The sequence below is a fragment of the Breznakia sp. PFB1-19 genome (genome assembly GCF_029893935.1).
GTDB lineage: Bacteria > Bacillota_I > Bacilli_A > Erysipelotrichales > Erysipelotrichaceae > Breznakia > Breznakia blatticola.
This window is the reverse complement of record NZ_JARXXJ010000001.1, coordinates 57278-78097: the sequence shown is the minus strand read 5'-3', so window position 1 is coordinate 78097 and position 20820 is coordinate 57278. Positions and strand designations below refer to the sequence as shown.

The 20820-nt window shown below is 35.2% G+C and carries 20 protein-coding genes, 1 pseudogene and 1 other annotated feature; of the genes and pseudogenes, 4 read left to right on the top strand and 17 right to left on the bottom strand.

Going from position 1 to position 20820, the window contains the following annotated elements; translation table 11 throughout:
- Positions 1 to 4: 4 nt before the first annotated feature.
- From M2098_RS00295 to M2098_RS00270, 6 genes are all read right to left on the bottom strand, one after another.
- The gene (locus tag M2098_RS00295; RefSeq protein ID WP_280680955.1) at positions 5 to 433 is read right to left on the bottom strand and encodes a hypothetical protein; all 429 of its coding nucleotides are present in this window, start codon (positions 431 to 433) and stop codon (positions 5 to 7) included.
- A gap of 1 nt (position 434) precedes the next feature.
- Positions 435 to 800, bottom strand: a complete 366-nt coding sequence (locus M2098_RS00290; RefSeq protein WP_280680957.1) for a hypothetical protein — start codon at positions 798 to 800, stop codon at positions 435 to 437.
- Between the two features lie 93 nt (positions 801 to 893).
- Entirely contained in the window at positions 894 to 1370 is a 477-nt protein-coding gene (locus M2098_RS00285) for a flavodoxin (protein WP_280680959.1), read from the bottom strand.
- A 99-nt stretch (positions 1371 to 1469) separates the two neighbouring features.
- Entirely contained in the window at positions 1470 to 2807 is a 1338-nt protein-coding gene (locus tag M2098_RS00280) for an NCS2 family permease (RefSeq protein WP_280680961.1), read from the bottom strand.
- Between the two features lie 141 nt (positions 2808 to 2948).
- On the bottom strand, positions 2949 to 3437 hold the full coding sequence (locus tag M2098_RS00275; RefSeq protein WP_280680963.1) for a RidA family protein: 489 nt from the start codon (positions 3435 to 3437) through the stop codon (positions 2949 to 2951).
- 3 nt (positions 3438 to 3440) lie between these two features.
- Complete coding sequence (locus M2098_RS00270) at positions 3441 to 4706, bottom strand: hemolysin family protein (protein WP_208318304.1); 1266 nt, start codon at positions 4704 to 4706, stop codon at positions 3441 to 3443.
- Positions 4707 to 4911: 205 nt separating this feature from the next.
- Here M2098_RS00270 and M2098_RS00265 point away from each other — a divergent pair, with 205 nt between their 5' ends.
- A complete protein-coding gene (locus tag M2098_RS00265) occupies positions 4912 to 5286 on the top strand; it encodes a hypothetical protein (RefSeq protein WP_280680966.1) in 375 nt (124 codons plus the stop codon).
- A 60-nt stretch (positions 5287 to 5346) separates the two neighbouring features.
- Here M2098_RS00265 and M2098_RS00260 read toward each other — a convergent pair whose 3' ends face one another.
- Entirely contained in the window at positions 5347 to 5691 is a 345-nt protein-coding gene (locus tag M2098_RS00260; protein WP_280680967.1) for a MucBP domain-containing protein, read from the bottom strand.
- Between the two features lie 460 nt (positions 5692 to 6151).
- Positions 6152 to 6389 (top strand) — a binding site (T-box leader).
- A gap of 35 nt (positions 6390 to 6424) precedes the next feature.
- Between M2098_RS00260 and asnB the strand changes: the two genes are divergently transcribed.
- Together asnB and gdhA are read left to right on the top strand one after the other, a co-directional pair.
- Positions 6425 to 8002 carry an asparagine synthase B gene (gene asnB, locus M2098_RS00255; RefSeq protein WP_280680969.1) on the top strand — a complete coding sequence of 526 codons (1578 nt, stop codon included), beginning with the start codon at positions 6425 to 6427 and terminating at the stop codon, positions 8000 to 8002.
- 48 nt (positions 8003 to 8050) lie between these two features.
- Complete coding sequence (gene gdhA, locus M2098_RS00250) at positions 8051 to 9388, top strand: NADP-specific glutamate dehydrogenase (protein WP_280680971.1); 1338 nt, start codon at positions 8051 to 8053, stop codon at positions 9386 to 9388.
- 50 nt (positions 9389 to 9438) lie between these two features.
- On the opposite strand, the gene M2098_RS00245 is transcribed toward gdhA, so the two are convergent.
- Both M2098_RS00245 and M2098_RS00240 read right to left on the bottom strand, forming a co-directional pair.
- Entirely contained in the window at positions 9439 to 10824 is a 1386-nt protein-coding gene (locus tag M2098_RS00245) for a 6-phospho-beta-glucosidase (protein WP_280680973.1), read from the bottom strand.
- A gap of 65 nt (positions 10825 to 10889) precedes the next feature.
- Positions 10890 to 12773: a beta-glucoside-specific PTS transporter subunit IIABC gene (locus M2098_RS00240; RefSeq protein WP_280680974.1), complete on the bottom strand. Its 1884-nt coding sequence runs from the start codon at positions 12771 to 12773 to the stop codon at positions 10890 to 10892.
- A 201-nt stretch (positions 12774 to 12974) separates the two neighbouring features.
- On the opposite strand from M2098_RS00240, the gene M2098_RS00235 reads away from it, so the two are divergent.
- Positions 12975 to 13889: a LysR family transcriptional regulator gene (locus M2098_RS00235; RefSeq protein WP_280680975.1), complete on the top strand. Its 915-nt coding sequence runs from the start codon at positions 12975 to 12977 to the stop codon at positions 13887 to 13889.
- Positions 13890 to 13921: 32 nt separating this feature from the next.
- On the opposite strand, the gene M2098_RS00230 is transcribed toward M2098_RS00235, so the two are convergent.
- The 8 genes and pseudogenes from M2098_RS00230 to infC all read right to left on the bottom strand — a co-directional run bounded on the left by M2098_RS00230 (position 13922) and on the right by infC (position 20647).
- Positions 13922 to 15364: an anion permease gene (locus M2098_RS00230; RefSeq protein WP_280680976.1), complete on the bottom strand. Its 1443-nt coding sequence runs from the start codon at positions 15362 to 15364 to the stop codon at positions 13922 to 13924.
- A 601-nt stretch (positions 15365 to 15965) separates the two neighbouring features.
- Positions 15966 to 17357, bottom strand: coding sequence for a peptidoglycan DD-metalloendopeptidase family protein (locus M2098_RS00225; RefSeq protein ID WP_280680977.1), 1392 nt, complete (start codon positions 17355 to 17357; stop codon positions 15966 to 15968).
- 70 nt (positions 17358 to 17427) lie between these two features.
- Positions 17428 to 17934: a tRNA (cytidine(34)-2'-O)-methyltransferase gene (locus tag M2098_RS00220; RefSeq protein ID WP_280680979.1), complete on the bottom strand. Its 507-nt coding sequence runs from the start codon at positions 17932 to 17934 to the stop codon at positions 17428 to 17430.
- Positions 17931 to 18509, bottom strand: coding sequence for an RdgB/HAM1 family non-canonical purine NTP pyrophosphatase (rdgB, locus tag M2098_RS00215; RefSeq protein ID WP_280680980.1), 579 nt, complete (start codon positions 18507 to 18509; stop codon positions 17931 to 17933). The genes M2098_RS00220 and rdgB overlap by 4 nt, the downstream gene beginning before the upstream one ends.
- A 214-nt stretch (positions 18510 to 18723) precedes the next feature.
- Entirely contained in the window at positions 18724 to 19158 is a 435-nt protein-coding gene (locus M2098_RS00210) for a MarR family transcriptional regulator (RefSeq protein ID WP_280680982.1), read from the bottom strand.
- Positions 19159 to 19515: 357 nt separating this feature from the next.
- Positions 19516 to 19872: pseudogene (gene rplT, locus M2098_RS00205) on the bottom strand (50S ribosomal protein L20); the annotation flags it as partial.
- Positions 19873 to 19887: 15 nt separating this feature from the next.
- Positions 19888 to 20082, bottom strand: a complete 195-nt coding sequence (gene rpmI, locus M2098_RS00200) for a 50S ribosomal protein L35 (protein ID WP_067423999.1) — start codon at positions 20080 to 20082, stop codon at positions 19888 to 19890.
- Positions 20083 to 20098: 16 nt separating this feature from the next.
- Positions 20099 to 20647 (bottom strand): translation initiation factor IF-3, encoded by a 549-nt coding sequence (gene infC / locus M2098_RS00195; RefSeq protein WP_243833744.1) that lies wholly within the window; start codon positions 20645 to 20647, stop codon positions 20099 to 20101.
- Between the last annotated feature and the right edge of the window lie 173 nt (positions 20648 to 20820).

Genomic DNA, 20820 nt, shown 5'->3' with positions numbered 1-20820 from the left:
ACAGTTATTGTTCATTTTCATTTACAATGCTTTTACATAACAAATCATCCACTCGATATACAACAAGAGTGTGTATGAGTGTGATTCCAACAAGCAATTGTAGCATTTGCGAACTTGTTAGCATGAATCTTACTTGATGCATTGCATGAATCATAAAATGCACCAGTATTCGACTTAGTAATATCCATTCTGTGTACTTTTTATACTGTAAGCTTCTATTTCGAATATATCCACTATAAAAGTGTGCCATATAAAATACATTTCCATAAAACGTAAAATAGTACAGCAAATTTATAATGGAGCTTTGAAAGTTCTCATGAAAACTATAAGCTAATAAAAGTCCACTGCATAATGTACATACGGCACCAAGATATGGATATACTGTTTTCCATGCAAATTGTCCTTTCTTCTTATCTTGATCCAATGCATTCATACTAGCGTACCGAAGTAGATAAGTATGGAATAAAGCCCCATGCCCATCCAATACCTACACTTACACCTTTTCCTCGTGATAAGGCAGTTACAGCTGAACTAGCAAACCCGGTTGCTCCAGCAATTAAGAAGGTCGCCGCAAATGCACCTACGGCTACACCTAATGGTCCAAACGCTGAACATTTTGCTGCTACCCAGCCTGCACTTGCTCGAATTCCCCAAGCTAATGATGAAACATTGTATGGGTTTGAACACACCGCAAATGCGATCATTCGTAAGTTTTTATTATTGATATAAAACCCCTGCCCATCAACAAGTTCATGTGTTTGTTCGTAAGCCACATACTGTTTTGGTAATACCAATTGCATAATAATTCTCCTTTCTGAAGTCTAACTTCTATATGTATGTATAGACCTCCTTATCTAAGAATCCTAAAAAAAGACAAATCTTTCGACTTGTCCTTATATTTGATTTAACCAATGTTTTAATTCATCATCTGTTGGTGTATGTGTGAATACTTTTCCTTCTTGAAGTATCGTATGTTTTGATACACTACCTTGCAAGTGTTCTACAGTTTTTCCAAAACCGCTTCCTCCAGATGTCGCAAACAAAACGATTTTCTTATTTGTAAAATCATAGCTCTCTAAGAAAGTATTTATGATTGTCGGTGCAATATACCACCATATAGGAAATCCTACATAGATCACATCATATGTAGATACATCCAGTTCATTATGTATCATTTCAGGACGATATGCGTGATCTTTCATCTCTATACTACTTCGACTGTTAGCATCATTCCACTTTAGATCTTCACTTGTATATACCTTTCTTGGTTTAATTTCAAATACATCTGCTTGTTGTATATCTGCAATTCGATGTGCAAGTTTAGCACTAACTCCACTTGCTGAAAAATAAGCAACTAATGATTTTGCCATAATACATCCCCCCTATTAACTACATACATTATATCTCTGTTTTATATTTTAAGGTAAGAAAAAAGGCAAATCTTTCGACTTACCTTTCAACAGTTTATTTTAGAACCATTTCATCCAAACATCCATTGAGAAGTATAGGATAAATACAATATCCAATGCAACCACAACTGGGCTAATTTTGTTTGAGCGTTTTGTTGCTAACATCACGATTGTGTAAATGATGAATCCCCATGCAATACCATTTGCAATAGAATATGTAAGAATCATCATGATCACTGTAACGAATCCTGAAGCTGCAAATGCAAAGTCATCCCAATCAATTTCTTTTAATTGTTGTGACATCATAACTCCAACAACTACTAATGCTGGTGTAGTTACTGCACTTGTAACAACTGATAATACAATTGGTGCAAATAAAATAGATACTAGGAATAATACACCTGTTGTTACTGCGGTTAATCCAGTACGTCCTCCTACAGCAACTCCACTTGTACTTTCAACAAATGATGTAACTGTACTTGTTCCAATCATAGAACCAACAACTGACGCAATCGCATCCGCTAAAAGTGCTTTTTCAACACCTTCCATTTCTCCTTCGTCATTAACTAAACCAATACGGTTTCCAATACCAACAAGTGTCCCTGCTGTATCAAAGAAGTCCACGAATAAGAATGAGAATACAATTACGATCATATTTGGAATGTTAGAGAATAATTGACTAAACCCTTCAGCAAATCCACCGATTGTAGTCATTTTGAAATTTAATTCAAATGTTTCAGGTAATTGAGGCATTCCTTCAACTCCCATAAGACCAAACACTAAACCTACGACTGCTGTAATTACAAGTCCAAGGAATACTGCCGCTGGTACGTTTCTTGCAACTAAAGCAAATGTAACGATAATTCCAAAGATAGCAAGAAGTACTGTAGGTTCTGTTAAAGCACCCATCGCAACACCTGTTGCTTCACTAGCAACGATAATTCCTGCATTTTTTAATCCAACAAATGCAATGAAGAATCCAATACCTGCTGCAATTGCAATTTTTAATTGTTTTGGAATTGCGTTAATAATGACTTTACGTACACCCGTAACTGAAATCAGTAAGAATAATACTCCTGATACAAACACTGCAGCTAAAGCACTTTGCCACGTTTCTCCCATCAACATTACTGCTGAATACGTGAAGAATGCATTAACTCCCATTCCTGGAGCAAGCGCAACTGGATAGTTTGCAAATAGTCCCATTAATACTGAACCAAGTGCTGAGGCAATCGCTGTTGCAAGGAATACAGATTGTGCATCCATTCCTGCATCACCAAGAATTGCAGGGTTTACTGCTAAAATGTAAGCCATTGCCAAGAAAGTAGTAACTCCGGCAATAATCTCCGTTCTTACAGTCGTTTTCTTTTCTGTAAGCTTAAATAATTTTTCTAACATATTTCCTCCCTCAAATTTTGAAATACCCATTCATTATACATTTATTTCGCCAACAAAGGAAGCAAAAATGTGAAAATTATGTGAGTCTGAAAAGTAAATAAAAAGGCAAAGTTTTTTACCTTGCCTTACATCTATATGGAATTAACAACCACCGCAACCGCAGTCATCACCACAACTATCTCCGCAGCCGTCTCCGCAACCATCACAACCACCTTGTGCTTGTTGTGCTTGACGCTCGTAAACCAATGTATCAATAACCATACATTCGATTTCAACTGCTGCACCTTTTGGTAATGCAGCAACTTGGAATGCACTACGTGCTGGGAATACATCTGTAAAGTAATCTCCATATACATCATTTACTGCACTAAAATCATTAATATCAGCAAGCAAAATTGTTGTTTTCACGATATGGTGCATATCTAAACCTACTTCATTTAGGATTGCACGGATATTGTCCATTGCTTGTTTTGTTTGTGCAGCAACGCCACCTTCTACTAATTCGTTTGTTTTTGGATCAAGACCTAATTGTCCTGACATATACATAAAGTCACCCAGTTTTACTGCTGGTGAATATGCGCCTACTGGTGCTGGTGCATTTTTTGATTCAATCTTTTGTAAGAATTGCATAATTTATTCCTCGCTTTCTATCGGTGTTAATACCGTTAATTCTATTTTTTCGGCTTTGCCTTCTTTCGTTGCAAGCACTTTGATCTCATAGTTTTCAAAATCGATTTCTTTTCCTTTACGAACACGACCACCGGCAAGTTCAGCTACCCATCCAGTAATCGAACGTGCAGAAGTTTTTGGTAATTCATAATCATCTAGGTATTCATCGAAGAAGTGCGCAAGATTTACCTTACCTTCCACTTCAAATGTATGATGTCCAATTTCTACAACATGATCTGGTAATAAATCATATTCATCATAAATCTCACCAACAAGTTCCTCTAAAATATCTTCTAAGGTTACAATACCAACAAAGTTTTCGATTTTTGCACTTTCTGTCACAATTGCCATATGTACACGGTTTTTCTGAATTGATTCAAGAATTTGTGGTAACTTCTTTCTTTGCGAAACAAATAAAGGTTCACTCATCATTTCTGGAATACTGATTTTCTTGCGTTCGATCATCGCTTCAAACACATCACGAACACGTAATACACCAACTACCTTCAACGTTTTATGTGAAATGACAGGGAAACGAGAAAGCTTGTGGTTCATAATCAGTTCTTTTACTTCTTCCACTTTGGCATTGTCATAAATCCAAATTACTTCGTCGCGTGCAACCATGACATCCTTGATTGCTGTATCATCAAATTCAATAACACTTTCAATAAGTTCACGTTCTTCTTGAACTAAAACTCCTTCTTGTTCAATAGTTGATACAATTTCAAGAAGTTCATCTTCTGTAGCTGTAACTTTCTTCTCTTCATCTTCGTCCCAACGTAATTGCGCTTTTACCGCAATAAAACTAATTGGTTTAAAAATAGCAATAAGCAACGATAATGGTCGTGCAAATCGCATTGCTACCTTCTCTGGATGACTGCTTGCTAAAATCTTTGGTGTAATCTCACCAAAAACAAGTACCACAATTGTCATAACGATTGTTGCAAACGCAACCCCACTACTACCAAACAAATCGGTAAACAGCATCGTTGTCAGAGACGTCGCTAATATATTTACAATATTATTTCCAATGAGGATTGAAGTAATTGCAGATGTATAGTTCTTGTGAACTTTATACGCTAACTCCGCTTTCTTATTACCCTCTTTGGCCATATTTTTTAAACGAATAACATTTACACTTGAATAAGCAGTTTCACTGCTTGAGAACATTGCAGATAATGCAATGAGCATAATTAAACTAACAATTATAATGATCTGCTGGGGATCCAAAATATACCACTCCTTTTTTTATTTTCAATTTCATTTATTATAGTACAGTCACCGACAAATCGCAATTCTATATCCCAAAGTTTCCATGAAAATTCGGTGAACTTTCTTTGTATTTATTACTTTTTAAAGAAGTTGAGCAAAAGCGATTGATTTATTTATGAAGAGTCGTATAATACTTTATGGATTACAATTTTGGAGGAGAGTTATGAGAAAATTTATTGCCTTTATGGTCGTATGTGCACTTGGATTATTCGGGTGTTCATCAACATCATTACCAGATGGTGTATCGCAAACATTCTATGACAACGGAAAAGCTGTTTTAGAAGTTATGGATGACTACTTTGCAGAAGATTTGACTGCCACAAAAGCTGCAGACAAAGTTCAGGATGTGCTTGATAAATTATCAAAAGAAGACGTTAGTGATTCAATCGATAATGAGTCAATCCTAAATGTTATTTCTAAAATCCAATCAAACCTATCATACGTTAGTGAAGCTGACGAAAGTGAAGTTGATAGTGTTAACACAGATTTAGAAATCGCAACAAACGGTTTACGTACTGCACTTGGATTAAACGACTAACAAAAAGGGTTGTGACAGTTTGAGATTATTCTCAAAACTGCTACAACTCTTTTTTTATACTTACTTTTTGCTTTGTTTATTCTTTTTATAGAATATGATACCAATTACTAAAACAGATCCAATTGCCAATGCAAGTAATAGTTCTGTTGGTAAACTTATGTCTCCGGTTTTTGGAACATCTAAATCCGAGTTCGTGTTTCTATTAATTGGAGGAGTGTAAGTTACGATATCTTTTGTATACACATAAATAATCGTTAGCTTTTGATCACTAAATGTTCCACTTTGATTTCCTATTATTTCTTTGTAGGTATATCCATTAATTTGCTTTTGGCTTGTTGTATATCCTTCACCGATGTTTCCTTGTAGCATGTCTTCTTTGGCAATTACATCACCATATACATTCACATAACGATTTCAGTATCGTACGATTCTTAATACTTGCAATGTATTTGACCATGGATCTAACAATACTTCTAAAAAATGTGGGCAAATGAATAGCATTGAGATTATTATGATATATAATTATAACGGAATTGAAATTCTATGTGTTGATGTTTATAACTAAATGATTGTATGTAGATTTATCTAGTCATCTTTATTCAGTCACCCCTACTACTTATACCTTTGCATAAACATGCAACAATTGACTAGATACTTGGACGTTTTCGTTCATTCTCTCTTTGCAAATAACTTTACATATTATATATGGTTATTTGCATAGCAACATCATCGTTGCTAAAGGACTGTTGATATATATCAATGGTCTTTTTACATTTAAATCACCTATAATGTAAATTGTTACATATATAAAATGTAACTTTTTCATATTTTTGTTGACATCTGTTTTCATTTTGATAAAATAACACCATCAACATTGATTAGGACGAGTACCTTATGAAACTATGAATAGAGAGTCAAGGATAGTGGAAGCTTGATGATAAGTCATAAGAGAAAAACACCTAGGAGTTGCTAATGCGATATGTAGTGTTAGCCGATTGCTTCACGTTAAAGAAGCTTAATAATGATAGTTATTAAAAGTGATCATACAACGGCGTATGGTAACATAGGGTGGTACCGCGGAACTACAGTCTTTCGTCCCTTGTGGGAGAAGACTGTTTTTTATTAGGAGGTACTACTTATGTGCGGAATATTATTCGCAAGTGATCTACATGTATCACAAAAAGCATTTCGAAAAGGATTCGAAAAAATCGCGTATCGCGGACCGGATATGTCAAGAATAGAAACAACAAGACTTGGTGTATTTGGGTTTCATCGTCTAGCCATCGTTGGTTTGGATGCAAATGGTATGCAACCATTTTCACATAACGGAATTACCGTCATGTGCAATGGTGAATTATATGGATACCAAGAAATGAAAAAAACATTTCCTGCGTATACATTTACCAGTTCAAGTGATTGTGAGTTGTTGATTCCTCTATATGAAACATATGGGGTTGAACTATTCCAAATGCTTGATGCAGAATTTGCCTGCGTGATTACTGATGAAAACACAAACAGTATTATTGCTGCTCGTGATCCATTTGGGATTCGTGGTATGTTTTATGGCTATGACAAGACCAGCAAGAAAATAGCGTTTGCTAGTGAGGCAAAAGCCTTGATGGATATGTGTGATACGATTTATCCATTCCCGCCTGGTCATTACTATAAGGATGGTGTCTTCACAAGATACTACGATGTAAGTCAAGCAAGTCGGTACATTGATACAGATACTAAGACGATATGCAAACAAATTCATGATGACCTTGTTCATGCAGTCCACAAACGAATGGTTGCTGATGCACCTGTTGGTTATTTATTAAGCGGTGGACTGGATTCGAGTTTGGTTTGTAGTATCGCAGCTAAACAATCTAGTAAACCCATTACAACATTCTCTATTGGAATGGCTAGTGATGCAATCGATCTCAAATATGCAAGACAAGTTGCTACATATTTAAAAAGCGACCATCATGAAGTGGTCATCGACAAGCAAGATGTCATTGATGCACTTCCAGAAGTGATCCGCATTTTAGAAACTTGGGACATTACAACAATAAGAGCATCCATTGGTATGTATCTATTGTGTAAATGGATTCATGAAAATAGCGATATAAAAGTTTTGTTTACTGGAGAAATCGCTGATGAACTGCTAGGATATAAATATACCGACTTTGCACCTAACGCAATTGAGTTTCAAAAAGAAGCACAAAAGCGTGTGCGTGAATTATATATGTATGATGTCTTACGTGCAGACCGTTGTATAACAAGCAATTCGCTTGAAGGAAGAGTTCCTTTTGGTGATTTGAAATTCGCGGATACAATTATGTCAATTGCACCAGAGAAAAAAGTAAATACCTATAACATGGGTAAATATTTATTACGAAACGCATTTGTTGATGGATATCTTCCTGACCGTATCCTCTTTCGTGACAAAGCTGCATTTTCTGATGCAGTCGGTCATTCATTAGTTGATATAATTAAGGAATATACCGAGTCATTATATACAGATGAAGAAATGGAACGCAGATGTTCTTTATATACACACTGCCCTCCATACACTAAAGAAAGCTTATATTACCGCGAAGTGTTTGATACACACTACAAAGGACACGACATTATGATTAAGGACTATTGGCTACCTAACCAACACTGGGAAGGATGTGCCACGAAAGAACCAAGTGCACGTGTACTGTCTAACTACGGAAAAAGTGGTGAATAATCACCGTGATTTCATATACGATACTAGTAAATTAAGGGGGAAACAAGCATGTTAAACAAATTACAGTATGTCTTGGATATGGTTGAAAAACGTAATCCAAATGAACCAGAATTTCTACAAGCAGTAGAAGAAGTATTAGAGTCATTAGAAGTTGTCGCAGAAAGAAACCCAGAGTTCTTAGATGCAGGAATCTTTGAACGCATTGTTGAACCAGAACGCCAAATATTCTTCCGTGTACCTTGGGTAGACGATGAAGGAAAAGTTCAAGTTAACCGTGGATTTAGAATTCAATTCAACAGTGCGATTGGACCATACAAAGGTGGACTTCGTTTTCACCCATCTGTAAATGCAAGTATTATTAAATTCTTAGGATTCGAACAAATCTTCAAAAACGCGCTGACAACATTACCTATGGGTGGTGGAAAAGGTGGATCTGATTTTGATCCAAAAGGAAAATCAGATGCAGAAGTGATGCGTTTCTGTCAAAGTTTCATGAGTGAATTAAACCGTCACATCGGACAATTTACTGATGTTCCAGCTGGTGATATTGGAGTTGGTGCTCGTGAAGTTGGATTCATGTATGGACAATACAAAAAAATCCGCAACGAAAGTGTTGGAGTATTAACTGGTAAAGGGTTAGACTTTGGTGGTTCCCTTGCTAGAACGGAAGCTACTGGATATGGACTTTGTTATATCACAGATGCGATGTTAAAAGATCACAACACAAGTTTCGAAGGTAAAACAACTGTTATTTCCGGTTCTGGTAACGTAGCAATTTATGCAACAGAAAAAGCTATGCAACTAGGTGCAAAAGTTGTTGCCCTTAGTGATTCAGCTGGATATATTTACGATCCAAATGGAATTAACTTAGATATCGTTAAAGAAATCAAAGAAGTTCGTCGTGCAAGAATTATCGAATATACAAAAGTTGTACCTACTGCAACATATACAGAAGGTTGTGCTGGTATTTGGAGCATTCCATGTGATATTGCAATGCCTTGTGCTACACAAAACGAACTTGATGAAACTGCTGCACTTACATTAGTTAAAAACGGTGTACAAGCAGTTACTGAAGGTGCAAACATGCCATGTACTCCTGAAGCAGTACATGTACTACAAGCAAACAACATTCTTTACGTCCCTGGTAAAGCAAGTAATGCTGGTGGGGTTGCTGTCTCTGGATTAGAAATGAGTCAAAACTCATTACGCATGTCTTGGACATTTGATGATGTTGATGAGAAATTAAAAGACATCATGGAAACGATTTACAAAAACATTTCAACAACTGCAAGACAATACGGTGTTGAAGGTGACTATGTCGCTGGAGCAAACATCGCTGGATTCTTAAAAGTTGCTCGTGCTATGTTAGCACAAGGAGTTATCTAATATACAAAAGGATTTTACAATCATCATCTGATCGTAAAATCCTTTTTCTTTTATTTACTTATCGGTGTATGCTGTACACCGTTTTTTTCTAATTCCGCAATTTTATCTGCGAATTGTGGTAAGTGTTTTTTATGCGCAACTAATAGTTCATTCATTACCATGTCTGCTTTTTCTCCAGACTCGATTAATGGATTAATTGTGAATGCTTGTTTCAATGTTTCATAGTTTCCTGTGATTGCTGCTTCAATCGTACATTCTTCCATTGCTTTCATAATTTGTAGCATTCCTCTTTGTGCACTCTTGAAACTTCCCCATACAATTGGTTCTGCTCCATGACTTGTAATATAGCTTGATACCTCTGCAATACTATCGTATGGTAAATCCGCAATCGCTCCTTTGTTTTGTGTACTTACAACCATAACTTTACGTTTGTCGTTCACAATGGATGCAATTACTTCACATGCTGCATCACTATAGAATGTTCCACCTCGTTCACTTAGCTCTTTTGGTTTGTAGTCTAAGTTTGGATCTTTGTATAGTTCAAACAAGCGATCTTCGGTTGCTTTAACTAGTTGTGCACGTGTGTTGTTTTCTTTGTATTCTTCTAGTTCTAAATCTAGCATTGTTTGTGTTAAATAGTAATAACGGTGGTACATACATGGTAGTAATCCTTCATGTTTTACCAAGTCGTAATCAAAAGGCATTTGTGGAATGTTTTTTACTCCTTCTGGCATATCTTCAGGAGCGATATCTTTTCCATATTGTTGGTCAATGATTTTATCTGTGATTTCTTCTCCTTGTTTATTCCAAACACGGTGCCAGTGGAAGTGGTTCAATCCTGCAAACTTAAAGTATAATTGTTCACTAAATGGTTCTAACCCTTCAAATGCATTTGCGATGTTTTGATGAACGATAGGCACATTACATAATCCAATCGTTCTTGTCCAACCAAAGTGTTTGATTGCTGCTTCTGTAACCATCCCTGATGGATTGGTAAAGTTTACTAACCAAGCATTTGGACATAATTCTTTCATATCATCAATAATTGATTTAATGACTGGAATGGTACGTAAAGCTTTGAACATTCCCCCAGCTCCATTTGTTTCTTGACCCATCATTCCATACTTTAATGGAATGGTTTCATCTTTGATTCTTGCATCAAGTAATCCAACACGAAATTGTGTAGTTACAAAATCAGCATCTTTTAAAGCAGCTCTGCGATCCATTGTAAGGTGCACTTCCCAATCAAGGTTGGCAGCTTTGATCATACGTTTTGCCATCGCTCCAACGATTTCTAGTTTTTCTTTTCCTTCTTCGATATCCACAAGCCAGATTTCTTTAATATCTAACTCATCTTTACGTTTAATAAATCCTTCAAATAATTCTGGTGTGTAGCTACTACCTCCACCAATTGTTGCAATCTTAAGTCTTCCCATAGTTCCTCCTCATTCATATTTTCAAAAGATAAGGAAACAGCATGCGCTATTTCCCTGTTTTCGTATTACACAAGTGCGTCAAATAATAGCTCTTGTTTTGCGACTTTATCTGCTTTTACTAAGTTTATATTTTTATATGCATTTGTATTTGTGATAACAATTGGTGAAACAAGTGTATACCCTGCTTCTTCGATTGCTTTCATATCAAACTCTAATAGAAGATCTCCTTGTTTTACTGTATCTCCTTGTTTTACAAATGCTTCAAAGTGTTTTCCATCTAATTCTACAGTGTCAATTCCAACGTGAATTAATAATTCCATTCCGTTGTCTGAAACGATACCAATGGCATGTTTTGTTGGGAATAATGTTGCAATTGTTCCATCGAATGGTGCATATACTTTTCCTTCTTCAGGCATAATAACAACTCCATTACCTAGCGATTCAAATGCTGGATCACTAATTTCATTTAATTGAAGAACACTACCTGCAATAGGGCTAATAACTTTTTCATTTTTTACGCTCTTTGTTTCTGGTTCTTGTGCAACAACTGTATCATCTTTCCAGAAGAAGAATGTTAAGACAAATCCGATAATCATCGATACAGCAATTGCTAGTAATACCACATACATGTACCATGGTGATCCGGTTGTTGGGTTAATAAAACGAACAACTCCAAAGATTCCCATTCCACCCATGTTGTATGCTTCTACATTCATTACTGCAATGATGACACCACCAATACTTGCAGCAATCATAGAATAAATAAATGGTTTTTTCTTAGGTAAAGTAATCCCGTAAATTGCTGGTTCTGTAATTCCACAAATACCAGAAATAACTGCTGGTATACATAAGTCTTTCAATTTCTTATCTTTTAATTTAAAGTACATTGCAGCAACAACAGCAGTTTGTGCAAAACTAGCAGCAAACATACTAACGATAATTGTTGTTACTCCTGTATCTCCTAATTGAATTAATGCTAATGGAATTAGTGCCCAGTGTAATCCAAAGATAACTAGTACTTGCCATACAAATCCAATAACTGCTCCATAAATAATTGGTGAGAATGCTAATAAGTTCATAAATGCATCACCAAGTGCATTTGTTAATAAGACGATGATTGGACCAATAACTAATAATCCAATTGGTAATGAAACAAGTAATGTAAAGAATGGCACAAAGAAGTTTTGAATAATTTCTGGAATGAATCGTTTTCCTAAATTCTGTACTTTACTTGCAAATGCAACAACAACAATTACAGGCACAACACTACTTGTATAGTTATTTGCCATAAATGGAATTCCTACAAAGTCCAAGAAATAATCATTTTGGAACATTGATCCTGTAAATAATTGACCAATAGGTTCTCCTGCTTTTAATGTGTTTGCTTGAATTGCAGGATAACATAAGGTTGCCCCAATAATCATACCGACAATTGGATGTAAACCAAATTTCTTACTTGCACTATATCCAATAATAATTGGCATGAAATAGAATAATGAGTCCCCAATTGCATTTAAGATAATATACGTTCCACTTGTATTTGTGTATAATTCAAAAAACAATAATAATGAGTTTAATCCTTTGATCATCCCTACTGCACATAATGGTGCAATAATTGGTTGGAAACAACCACTGATGATATCGATTAGTTTATTGAAAATCCCTTTTGTTTCAGTTTGTGTGTCTGTACTGTCTCCATCTAGACCTGCAAACTTTACAACATCTGCATATACATTTCCTACATGGTTACCAATAACTACTTGATATTGACCACCACTTTTGATCAAACGAACAACCCCATCCATGTTCTCAAATGCTTGATCATTTGCTTTACTTTCATCTTTCAACTTAAAACGAAGACGCGTAATACAGTGCGTTAATGCATTGATATTTTCTGCACCTCCGACTTCTTTTACAATCCTTTTGGCTAATACTTCATACTTTCCCATTTTTGACCTCCTCAATGAATCAGAATCTGTATTTAATTATGTAATATAATTATACACCACTACTTTTGTAAACGCTTACTTGAAGCACGACATTTTTGTCTACTTACTTCTTGCCTTCATTTTACTTTCAATCATTTGATATGTATAATAGTTATAAATAAGTTTTTAATAGATTTTATCTATGATAGGAGTATGTACCATATGAACTTAAATCAATTCCAATATGTAGCAAAATTAGCAGAAACAAAAAACTATACAAAAGCTGCAGAATTATTGTATATTACACAACCTACCCTTTCCCAACAAATTAAGAAATTAGAAGATGAGCTAGGTGTAAAATTATTCAATCGTAAAAAAAAACAAGAAGTCACACTAACAAAAGCAGGTGTTGAATTTCTTTACTATGCAAATAAAATACAAATTGAATTGTCTCGAATGAAAGTTGCACTAGGCACACACAAAGCAGATTATGAAGGAAAACTGCATATTGGATTAGTCAATGCTTTTGGACATGGCGAACTCTATCGACACATGATGAAATATTCGGAAAGTTCACCTAATGTGAAAGTTGATTTTCATATTGATAATAGTCCTGAACTTATTCGCAAAATGGTAAAAGGGGATTTAGATATTATCTTTATTACAACCAATTTCTTTGATCGTATTGTGACAGATGATTTGGCTCTGGCTTCTATTTATTCAAGTAATATAGCTGTTGCCGTGAACAAAGATCACACCCTGGCAAACTTAAAAGAAATACATCCTTCCGATTTGCACTTACAAAATGTCTTATTGGTTTCGAATAAGTCCAGTGTATACAATCAAATTACTACATCATTTAAAGATGCGAATGCCAAACCAAATATCATTGGTGAAAGTTCACAAGAGGATGTCATCAAAGATGTTGCTGCTTCTGGTATGGGAATTGGTTTTCTAACCGACTCCTATAATGATGAATTACAAGACAGTGCAATCAAACTGATTCCATATGTCCCTGCGATTGAACGTACAGTTAATATATGTACACTTAAAGAATCATTAAAATCAAAGCTCATTGCAGATTTTTATCAATACACCATTGATGCCTTTGAAATTAATAAAGCATTAGAAGACTAAAAAAGTTAGCTCAATATTCCGAGCTAACTTTTTTATGCGATCACATGTAATGCTAAAGGATAGGCAACCGTAATAGTCACAAGCACAGCAACAATACAAACAAACACCCCTAGCCGTAGCAAATCTTTCTTTATAACCCAGCCCGAGCCATGTGCTTCGGCAACATATGGCATCGATGAAGGAAAGGTAAAGCCTAGTGATGATGCAAATGCTGTGATTGCAACAATCGCCGAAAGATGTACAGAATTATTTGTACTTAGCATTTGAATGGCAACCGATGTTGTTAGTTGTGCTGTGAGTAAGTGTGCTGTAAAGTTTGATTGAATGCTTCCCCATATGACAAAAATAGCCACAATAATTAATGGAGAAACAACGGATAAATCAGGCAAAACACTTTCTCGTAAGAATACGGGAATTCCAATATTATCATTTACAAGTGCTACAGCTAAACAATTTGCCGAAGCTGACATAAATAAAGTATTCCATGAAATTCCATTTGCCATTCCTTGTTGCAAATTAAGAAGTGGCTTATCATCAATACGCACAACACATAAAATAACCGTTCCAAACATTGGCGGTAATGCAGTACCCAATTTACTGAGTTGACCACCAATTGCTGGAAAAAATGGACTGATCATACTTGGTAGGACCCATAATAGTACGACACTGAAAAATACAGCAATGATAATTTTCTCACGAACTGAGAATGTTGTGCTTGTATTTTCAAATAATTCATCTTTATTTAATTCTGGAATCTCGATTGTTTTTGGCTTGTAGATGATATTTAATGCAATCAGCATGACAATAAAGATCAATATACCTGTTGGAATTGCAAACATCATATATCCCACATAGTTAATCACATGACCTGTAAGTGTTTCATAAATTGATAAAGCAGCTACAGGAAATGCATGTGATATTGGTGTCATACCTGAAGCTAAACTCACACTACCCACAACCCCAATAAGTAGCATTGATGAAAATGCATCACCTTTTTTTAAACCAAGCATCTTGTAGATGTTTTTCACTAATGGATACATGGTAAAGAAAAGTACCGATGGTGAAATAAAACAACCAAGTACCAGTACCGATAAAAACAAAGTGGTAGATAAACTAACTGCACCCTTTCTTGCAAGTTTTAGTGATAAAAACCACTTCGATACTCTTGGAATAAAACTGGTTTGTGTAAGTGCATATGTACACAAAAAGGTAAACATCAAAAACACAAATGAGGATGAACCAAAGGATGTAGCTAGTGCTCCTTTTAAACCGACGGAAGGTAATAAACCGATACATGCGATACATAATAAACTTGGCCAATCAAAACCAATAAATAACCACAATACCAAAATACAAACAAAGATCCCAATTGTGAAGTTTGCTTCTTGCGATAACGAATCAATTAATGGTACATTTGCTGATACAAATAATCCAATAAATGCTAATATACTAACTACTAATTTTCTATTTTTCATATTCCACCACTTTTCTTATGTAGTTATATTTTATGGATAAGCAGCGCATTTGTATAATAGTTATATATTTGTTTATTATAGACATCATCAATAATAAATACAGTTATCATATTCACCTTAAATAGAAACGAAAAAGAGTCAATCTATCGACCGACTCATTTTCTATGTTTTCTTTCCTTATTGCTTCAGTTATATGAAGCATATCCTGTTCTTCGTTTTACACCCTATTTCTATTAACTCTTGTTAATAAAAATAACCTATTCCTTGTATAACAAACATCTAAGTGCAACTAGTGAATTATATCCTTTTGCATAGACTATCGTTTACATTGCCAACTAATCGTATATTTTTTCTTTTTATTGGTCAAATCCTTTGACCATAAACATAACTGAAATATATATAAGTAATAAAACAAATGTACAACTTTCTCTTGGGCATATATATTGCACGAATCACGAAGAACACTATAATAATGATTGTGATACATCATGTAAACGTGTATCACTACACATGCTAATATTATTCAACGTATTAGCACACAATTCATGATTCTTTATACCTATAGTAAAAGGCTTGCGATTTTGGAAGCCTTTTATTTACATTATAAGCCAAACACTTCTTCTGGACGCAACTTACAAGCTTGACTACCACAGTTTGCTGGTATGTCCCAACCTGTACCATATTGCCAATCTTTTGTCGCATTCCATGCATTAATTGCTTGGTTTTTATTAATTGATAGTTTTAACACTTCAAGATGTAAGTGAGCACCCGAAGTATTTCCCGAGTTACCAACATACGCGATAACTTCACCTTGTTTTACACTACTCTTACCAATCACTGGCATATTTTGGCTACAGTGATAGAAATTCATTGAGTAAACTTCTCCATTTACTTCCATTAGTAGTTTTACGGTATTTCCACCACCGAGTGGTGTTCCTTCCCAGTTTCCTAAATACCCACCATTACTGCTAACTGGATTATTTGCATATAAAACAATTGCATCTGCTGGAGCATAGATTGGAGTTCCAATTGGTGCAGCAAAATCCACACCTAAATGTAATCCCCATCCATTTGGATATGACCATGTTCCTGCAGAAATATATCCTGCTTGGACTGGGCGAATCAATGATGCACTTTCCATTGGTGGAAGTGGTACTTCTGGTTCACTACCATCTTCTGGTAAAGTTCCAAAATCCAAGGACGGCATATTGGCTTCACTTGTATTAGCTGCTGCCATTGTGCGGTTTTTTTCTGCAGTTAAGTTCGCTTGTACTTTTTGGTATTCTTGCATAATCGCTTTATTACCTTCTTCAAGACTTGCTACTCTTTCTTTATTATAAATTAGTGATTCTTTTTGCAATTCAAGTGTATCTTGTAATCGCGCATACTCGACTTTTGCAGTTTCTAATTTCTGTATTTCATCTTTTAATTGCTCAATTAACTTTTGATCACTTTCTGTTAATGTTTGAATACTTTGTACGCGTTGTAGTAAATCTACAAACGATCCTGCGCCCATAATAAAGTCGAAATATTGATTGGTATTGATATCCACTTGTAAATCCAACATTCGATCCATAATGTGTTCTTTACGCTTACTAATATTACTCTCGTTTTTTTCGATATCTTGTTGTGCAAGCACAATGTTTTGTTCCATCGCAACAATTGATGATTCTGCTTGAGAAAGTTGACTATTCAAAGAAGCAATTTGCTCACTGTATTCTTTGGATAGATTTGTTAGACGATCAATATCGTTTTTTAAACTATCAATCTTACTTTGAATTGAATCTGCTTCTTTTAAGTATGATTCTTTTTGTGTTTGCATATACGCTAAAAATTCACGGCATGTTTCTTGTAATGAAGGATCCGTAATATATTGAGAACATGTTTGTTGCCACTGTGGTTCATTTCCTTCAAACTCACTTTTTCTAGGCATCGTTGCAATGACTTGAATACCTAAAGTAGCTACAATTGTAATAACTAGTAATTTTTTCATGTGCAATCTCCTGTAACCATTATATACGAAACATTAAAAACTTGCACTTCTTATAAGAAAAGAGAATCTCTTAGTTTTCTAAGAAATCCTCTCCTTTGATTACTTCATGTTTTACTAATCCTGGATAATCCAGCTGACGGTTTACTTCATATGCCATAATTGCAACACAATTACTTAAATTCATACTACGTGCACTTGCAACCATTGGTAAACGAGTGCAACGATCTAAATGATCTTTTAAGATCTCTTTTGGAATTCCTGTGCTTTCTTTTCCAAATACAAGATAGACATCCGTATCCTTTGGAAATGCAAATTCATTTGGTGCGTGTTTTGCATAGCGCGAAACATAATACATCTCACCTTCACTTTTTGCATCTAAGAATGCTTGCCAATTTGGATAGATCGTATATTCTAAATCTTTACGATAATCCAAACCGGAACGACGTAGATGTTTCTCATCCATTGAAAAACCAAGTGGTTCAATCAAGTGTAATTTGCAATTCATTGCGACACAAGTTCGCATGATGTTTCCTGTATTTTGTGGAATCTCTGGTTCGTATAAAACAATATGTATCATTTTAAGTCCTCCAATAATTTAGTAAGTGCAATTCCACGATGTGAAACTGTATTTTTACGCTCGGAATCTACGTTTGCTAGTGTTGTTTGAAATGGTGGATAGTAGAAAATTGGATCATAACCAAAGCCATTGGTTCCCTTGCTTTCTGTGTATATTTCTCCATGTACTTCTCCACGATATTCTTTATGTGATCCATCTGCTTTTACGTGGCTAATTACACAAACAAATTTTGCACCACGATCATCTGACTTTGCGACTTCATCAATAATCGTTTGGTTTTTAAGATCATATGATGTATCTTCACCTAAATAGCGAGCTGAATAAACACCTGGTGCCCCATTCATCGCATTTACACATAATCCTGAATCATCGCTGATAACATCCACATGCAATACATCATAGACACTCTTTGCTTTTTTATATGCATTGGCTTCAAATGTATCCCCATCTTCAATAATTTCAATTTCTTGGTCAAGATCACGAAGTGATTTTACATCATAACCAAGTGGTTCTAACATTTCTTTAAACTCTTTCACTTTATTAAGATTGCTTGTTGCAATAAATAGTTCTTTCATACGATACCTCCACTCCCCATATATTTTATGCTACAAATAGCATTTGAACAAGTAGCATCTACAATACTTTCAATTATTATTTTCTATGACTAGATATCTACCTAATAAAGAAGCTTCATTTATCAAAAACGAGCTCCAAATAAGGAACTCATTATTCTTTATCATAGTCTTAACATTTGTATCTTTCCAAAAGAAAAGGATGTACGAGTACACCCTAAATCTTTGCTTTTATACGATATTCATTACGGAAGTATGCTAAGATACCTTCCAACGTTTCGTTAAGTGCGATATTCTCATCTAAGCCTAAATCCCCAATTGCTTTATCAATCATGTTTGCATGGAATGCTTCATGAACATCAAGTATTGGCATTGCTTTATCCGTAAGACGTAAACGAACAATACGTTTGTCTTTGTCGTCACGATAGCGCTCAACATACCCTTTTTTAATCAATTTGGCTACGTTTGTTGTTAAGGTTCCTTGCGTTACCATTAACCGCCCTGCAATATGTGACATCGAATTGTCGCTGGCTTTTTGAATATTTTCCAGAATATGAACATCATTCATCGAAAGGTTCACTCCAGAATCTTTTAAATTACGTTCTTCAATATACAGTATGTAATTAAATAATCCAACTAACAATTCATTCAAGGTGTGCCTTGTATTCAGTTTTTGTTGGCCCATAATAGTTGTACTGTACTATTCTGCTTCCTTGTCAGCAGCTTTTTTTGTAGTTGTTTTCTTTGCAGCTGGTTTTTTAGCGGCAGTTTCTTTTTTTGCAGCAGTTTCTTTCTTAGCAGCTGTAGTTTTCTTTGCAGCTGGTTTCTTTTCTGCTGTTTCTTTTTTAGCAGCTGTAGTCTTTTTTGCAGCTGGCTTTTTAGCAGCTGGTTTCTTTTCTGCTTTAGCTTCATCATCTTTTTTAGCTACTGCTTTTTTTGCAGGTGCTTTTTTAGCTGGTGCAGCTTTTTCTTCAGCTTTTGCTGCTACTGGTGTAGCTGCAACTGGACCTTTTTCTAAAGCTTTTTTAGCTTCTTCACAGATAGCTGTAAATCCTTTTTCATCATGGATAGCCATTTCTGAAAGCATTTTACGGTTTACTGTAATGTTAGCCCATTTTAAACCACAAGTTAATTTTGAGTAAGATAACCCATTCATTCTTGCAGCAGCGTTGATACGAGAAATCCAAAGTTTTCTCATGTCACGTTTTAATTGACGACGGTCTCTGTAAGCATATTTAAGACTGTGCATTACTTGTTCATTAGCTGTTTTGTATAGGATGTGTTTTGATCCAAAATACCCTTTCGCTAATTTAATGACTTTTTTTCTTCTAGCGCGTGTTGTTGTTCCACCTTTTACTCTTGGCATATCAAATTCCTCCTACTATTTTTGTAACATTAGCTTGATGCGTTTGTAATCGCTCTCGCTAACTAATCCTGGTTTCGCTAATTGTCTTCTTTGTTTTTTTGTTTTCCCGTGGAAACGGTGTGATGTATAAGCATGTCCTCTTTTTAATTTTCCAGAACCTGTTTTCTTTACACGTTTTGCTAATCCACTGTGTGATTTCATTTTTGGCATAAAACTTTTCCTCCTACTATTTTTTATTACCCATTGGAGCTAACACTAAAGACATCGTGTTACCTTCAAGAATTGGTTTCTTTTCAACTTTTGCAATATCTTGCATTTCTTCAACGAATTGATTCATCGCTTTTTTACCGACATCGATACGAGTCATCATACGACCTCTAAAGCGCATATCAACCTTAACTTTGTGTCCTTGCTCAATAAATTTACGAGCATGACGAACCTTAGTATCAAAATCATGTTTGTCGATATTTGGTGGCAAACGTAATGATTTTAATTCGACAACGTGTTGCTTACGTTTAGCTTCCTTCGATTTCTTTTGCATGTCAAAGCGGTAACGACCATAATCTAAGATTTTACATACTGGTGGGTTTCCTTTTGGAGCCACACATAATAAATCAAGATTTTGCGAGTATGCTTTTTCTAAAGCATCATTACGCGACATAACTCCCAATTGTTCACCATCTGCATCGATGACTAGCACTTCTTTAAAGCGAATTTTCTCATTAACTAAATCCGTGTTAACGTTGTTTGGTACGACCTTTCTAATAATAGACACCTCCTCGTGATCAAACACAAATAAAAAGTGAGCATACGTTGCCCACTTGCTTAACTTAATACGTTTTTTGTATTATGTAGCGCATACCTCAGTCTTTGTGACAGCAGGTGAGAAGTGGACTTCTACTTTCTACTAACTTTTATTACTAGACAATAATACCACAACCAGTGGGA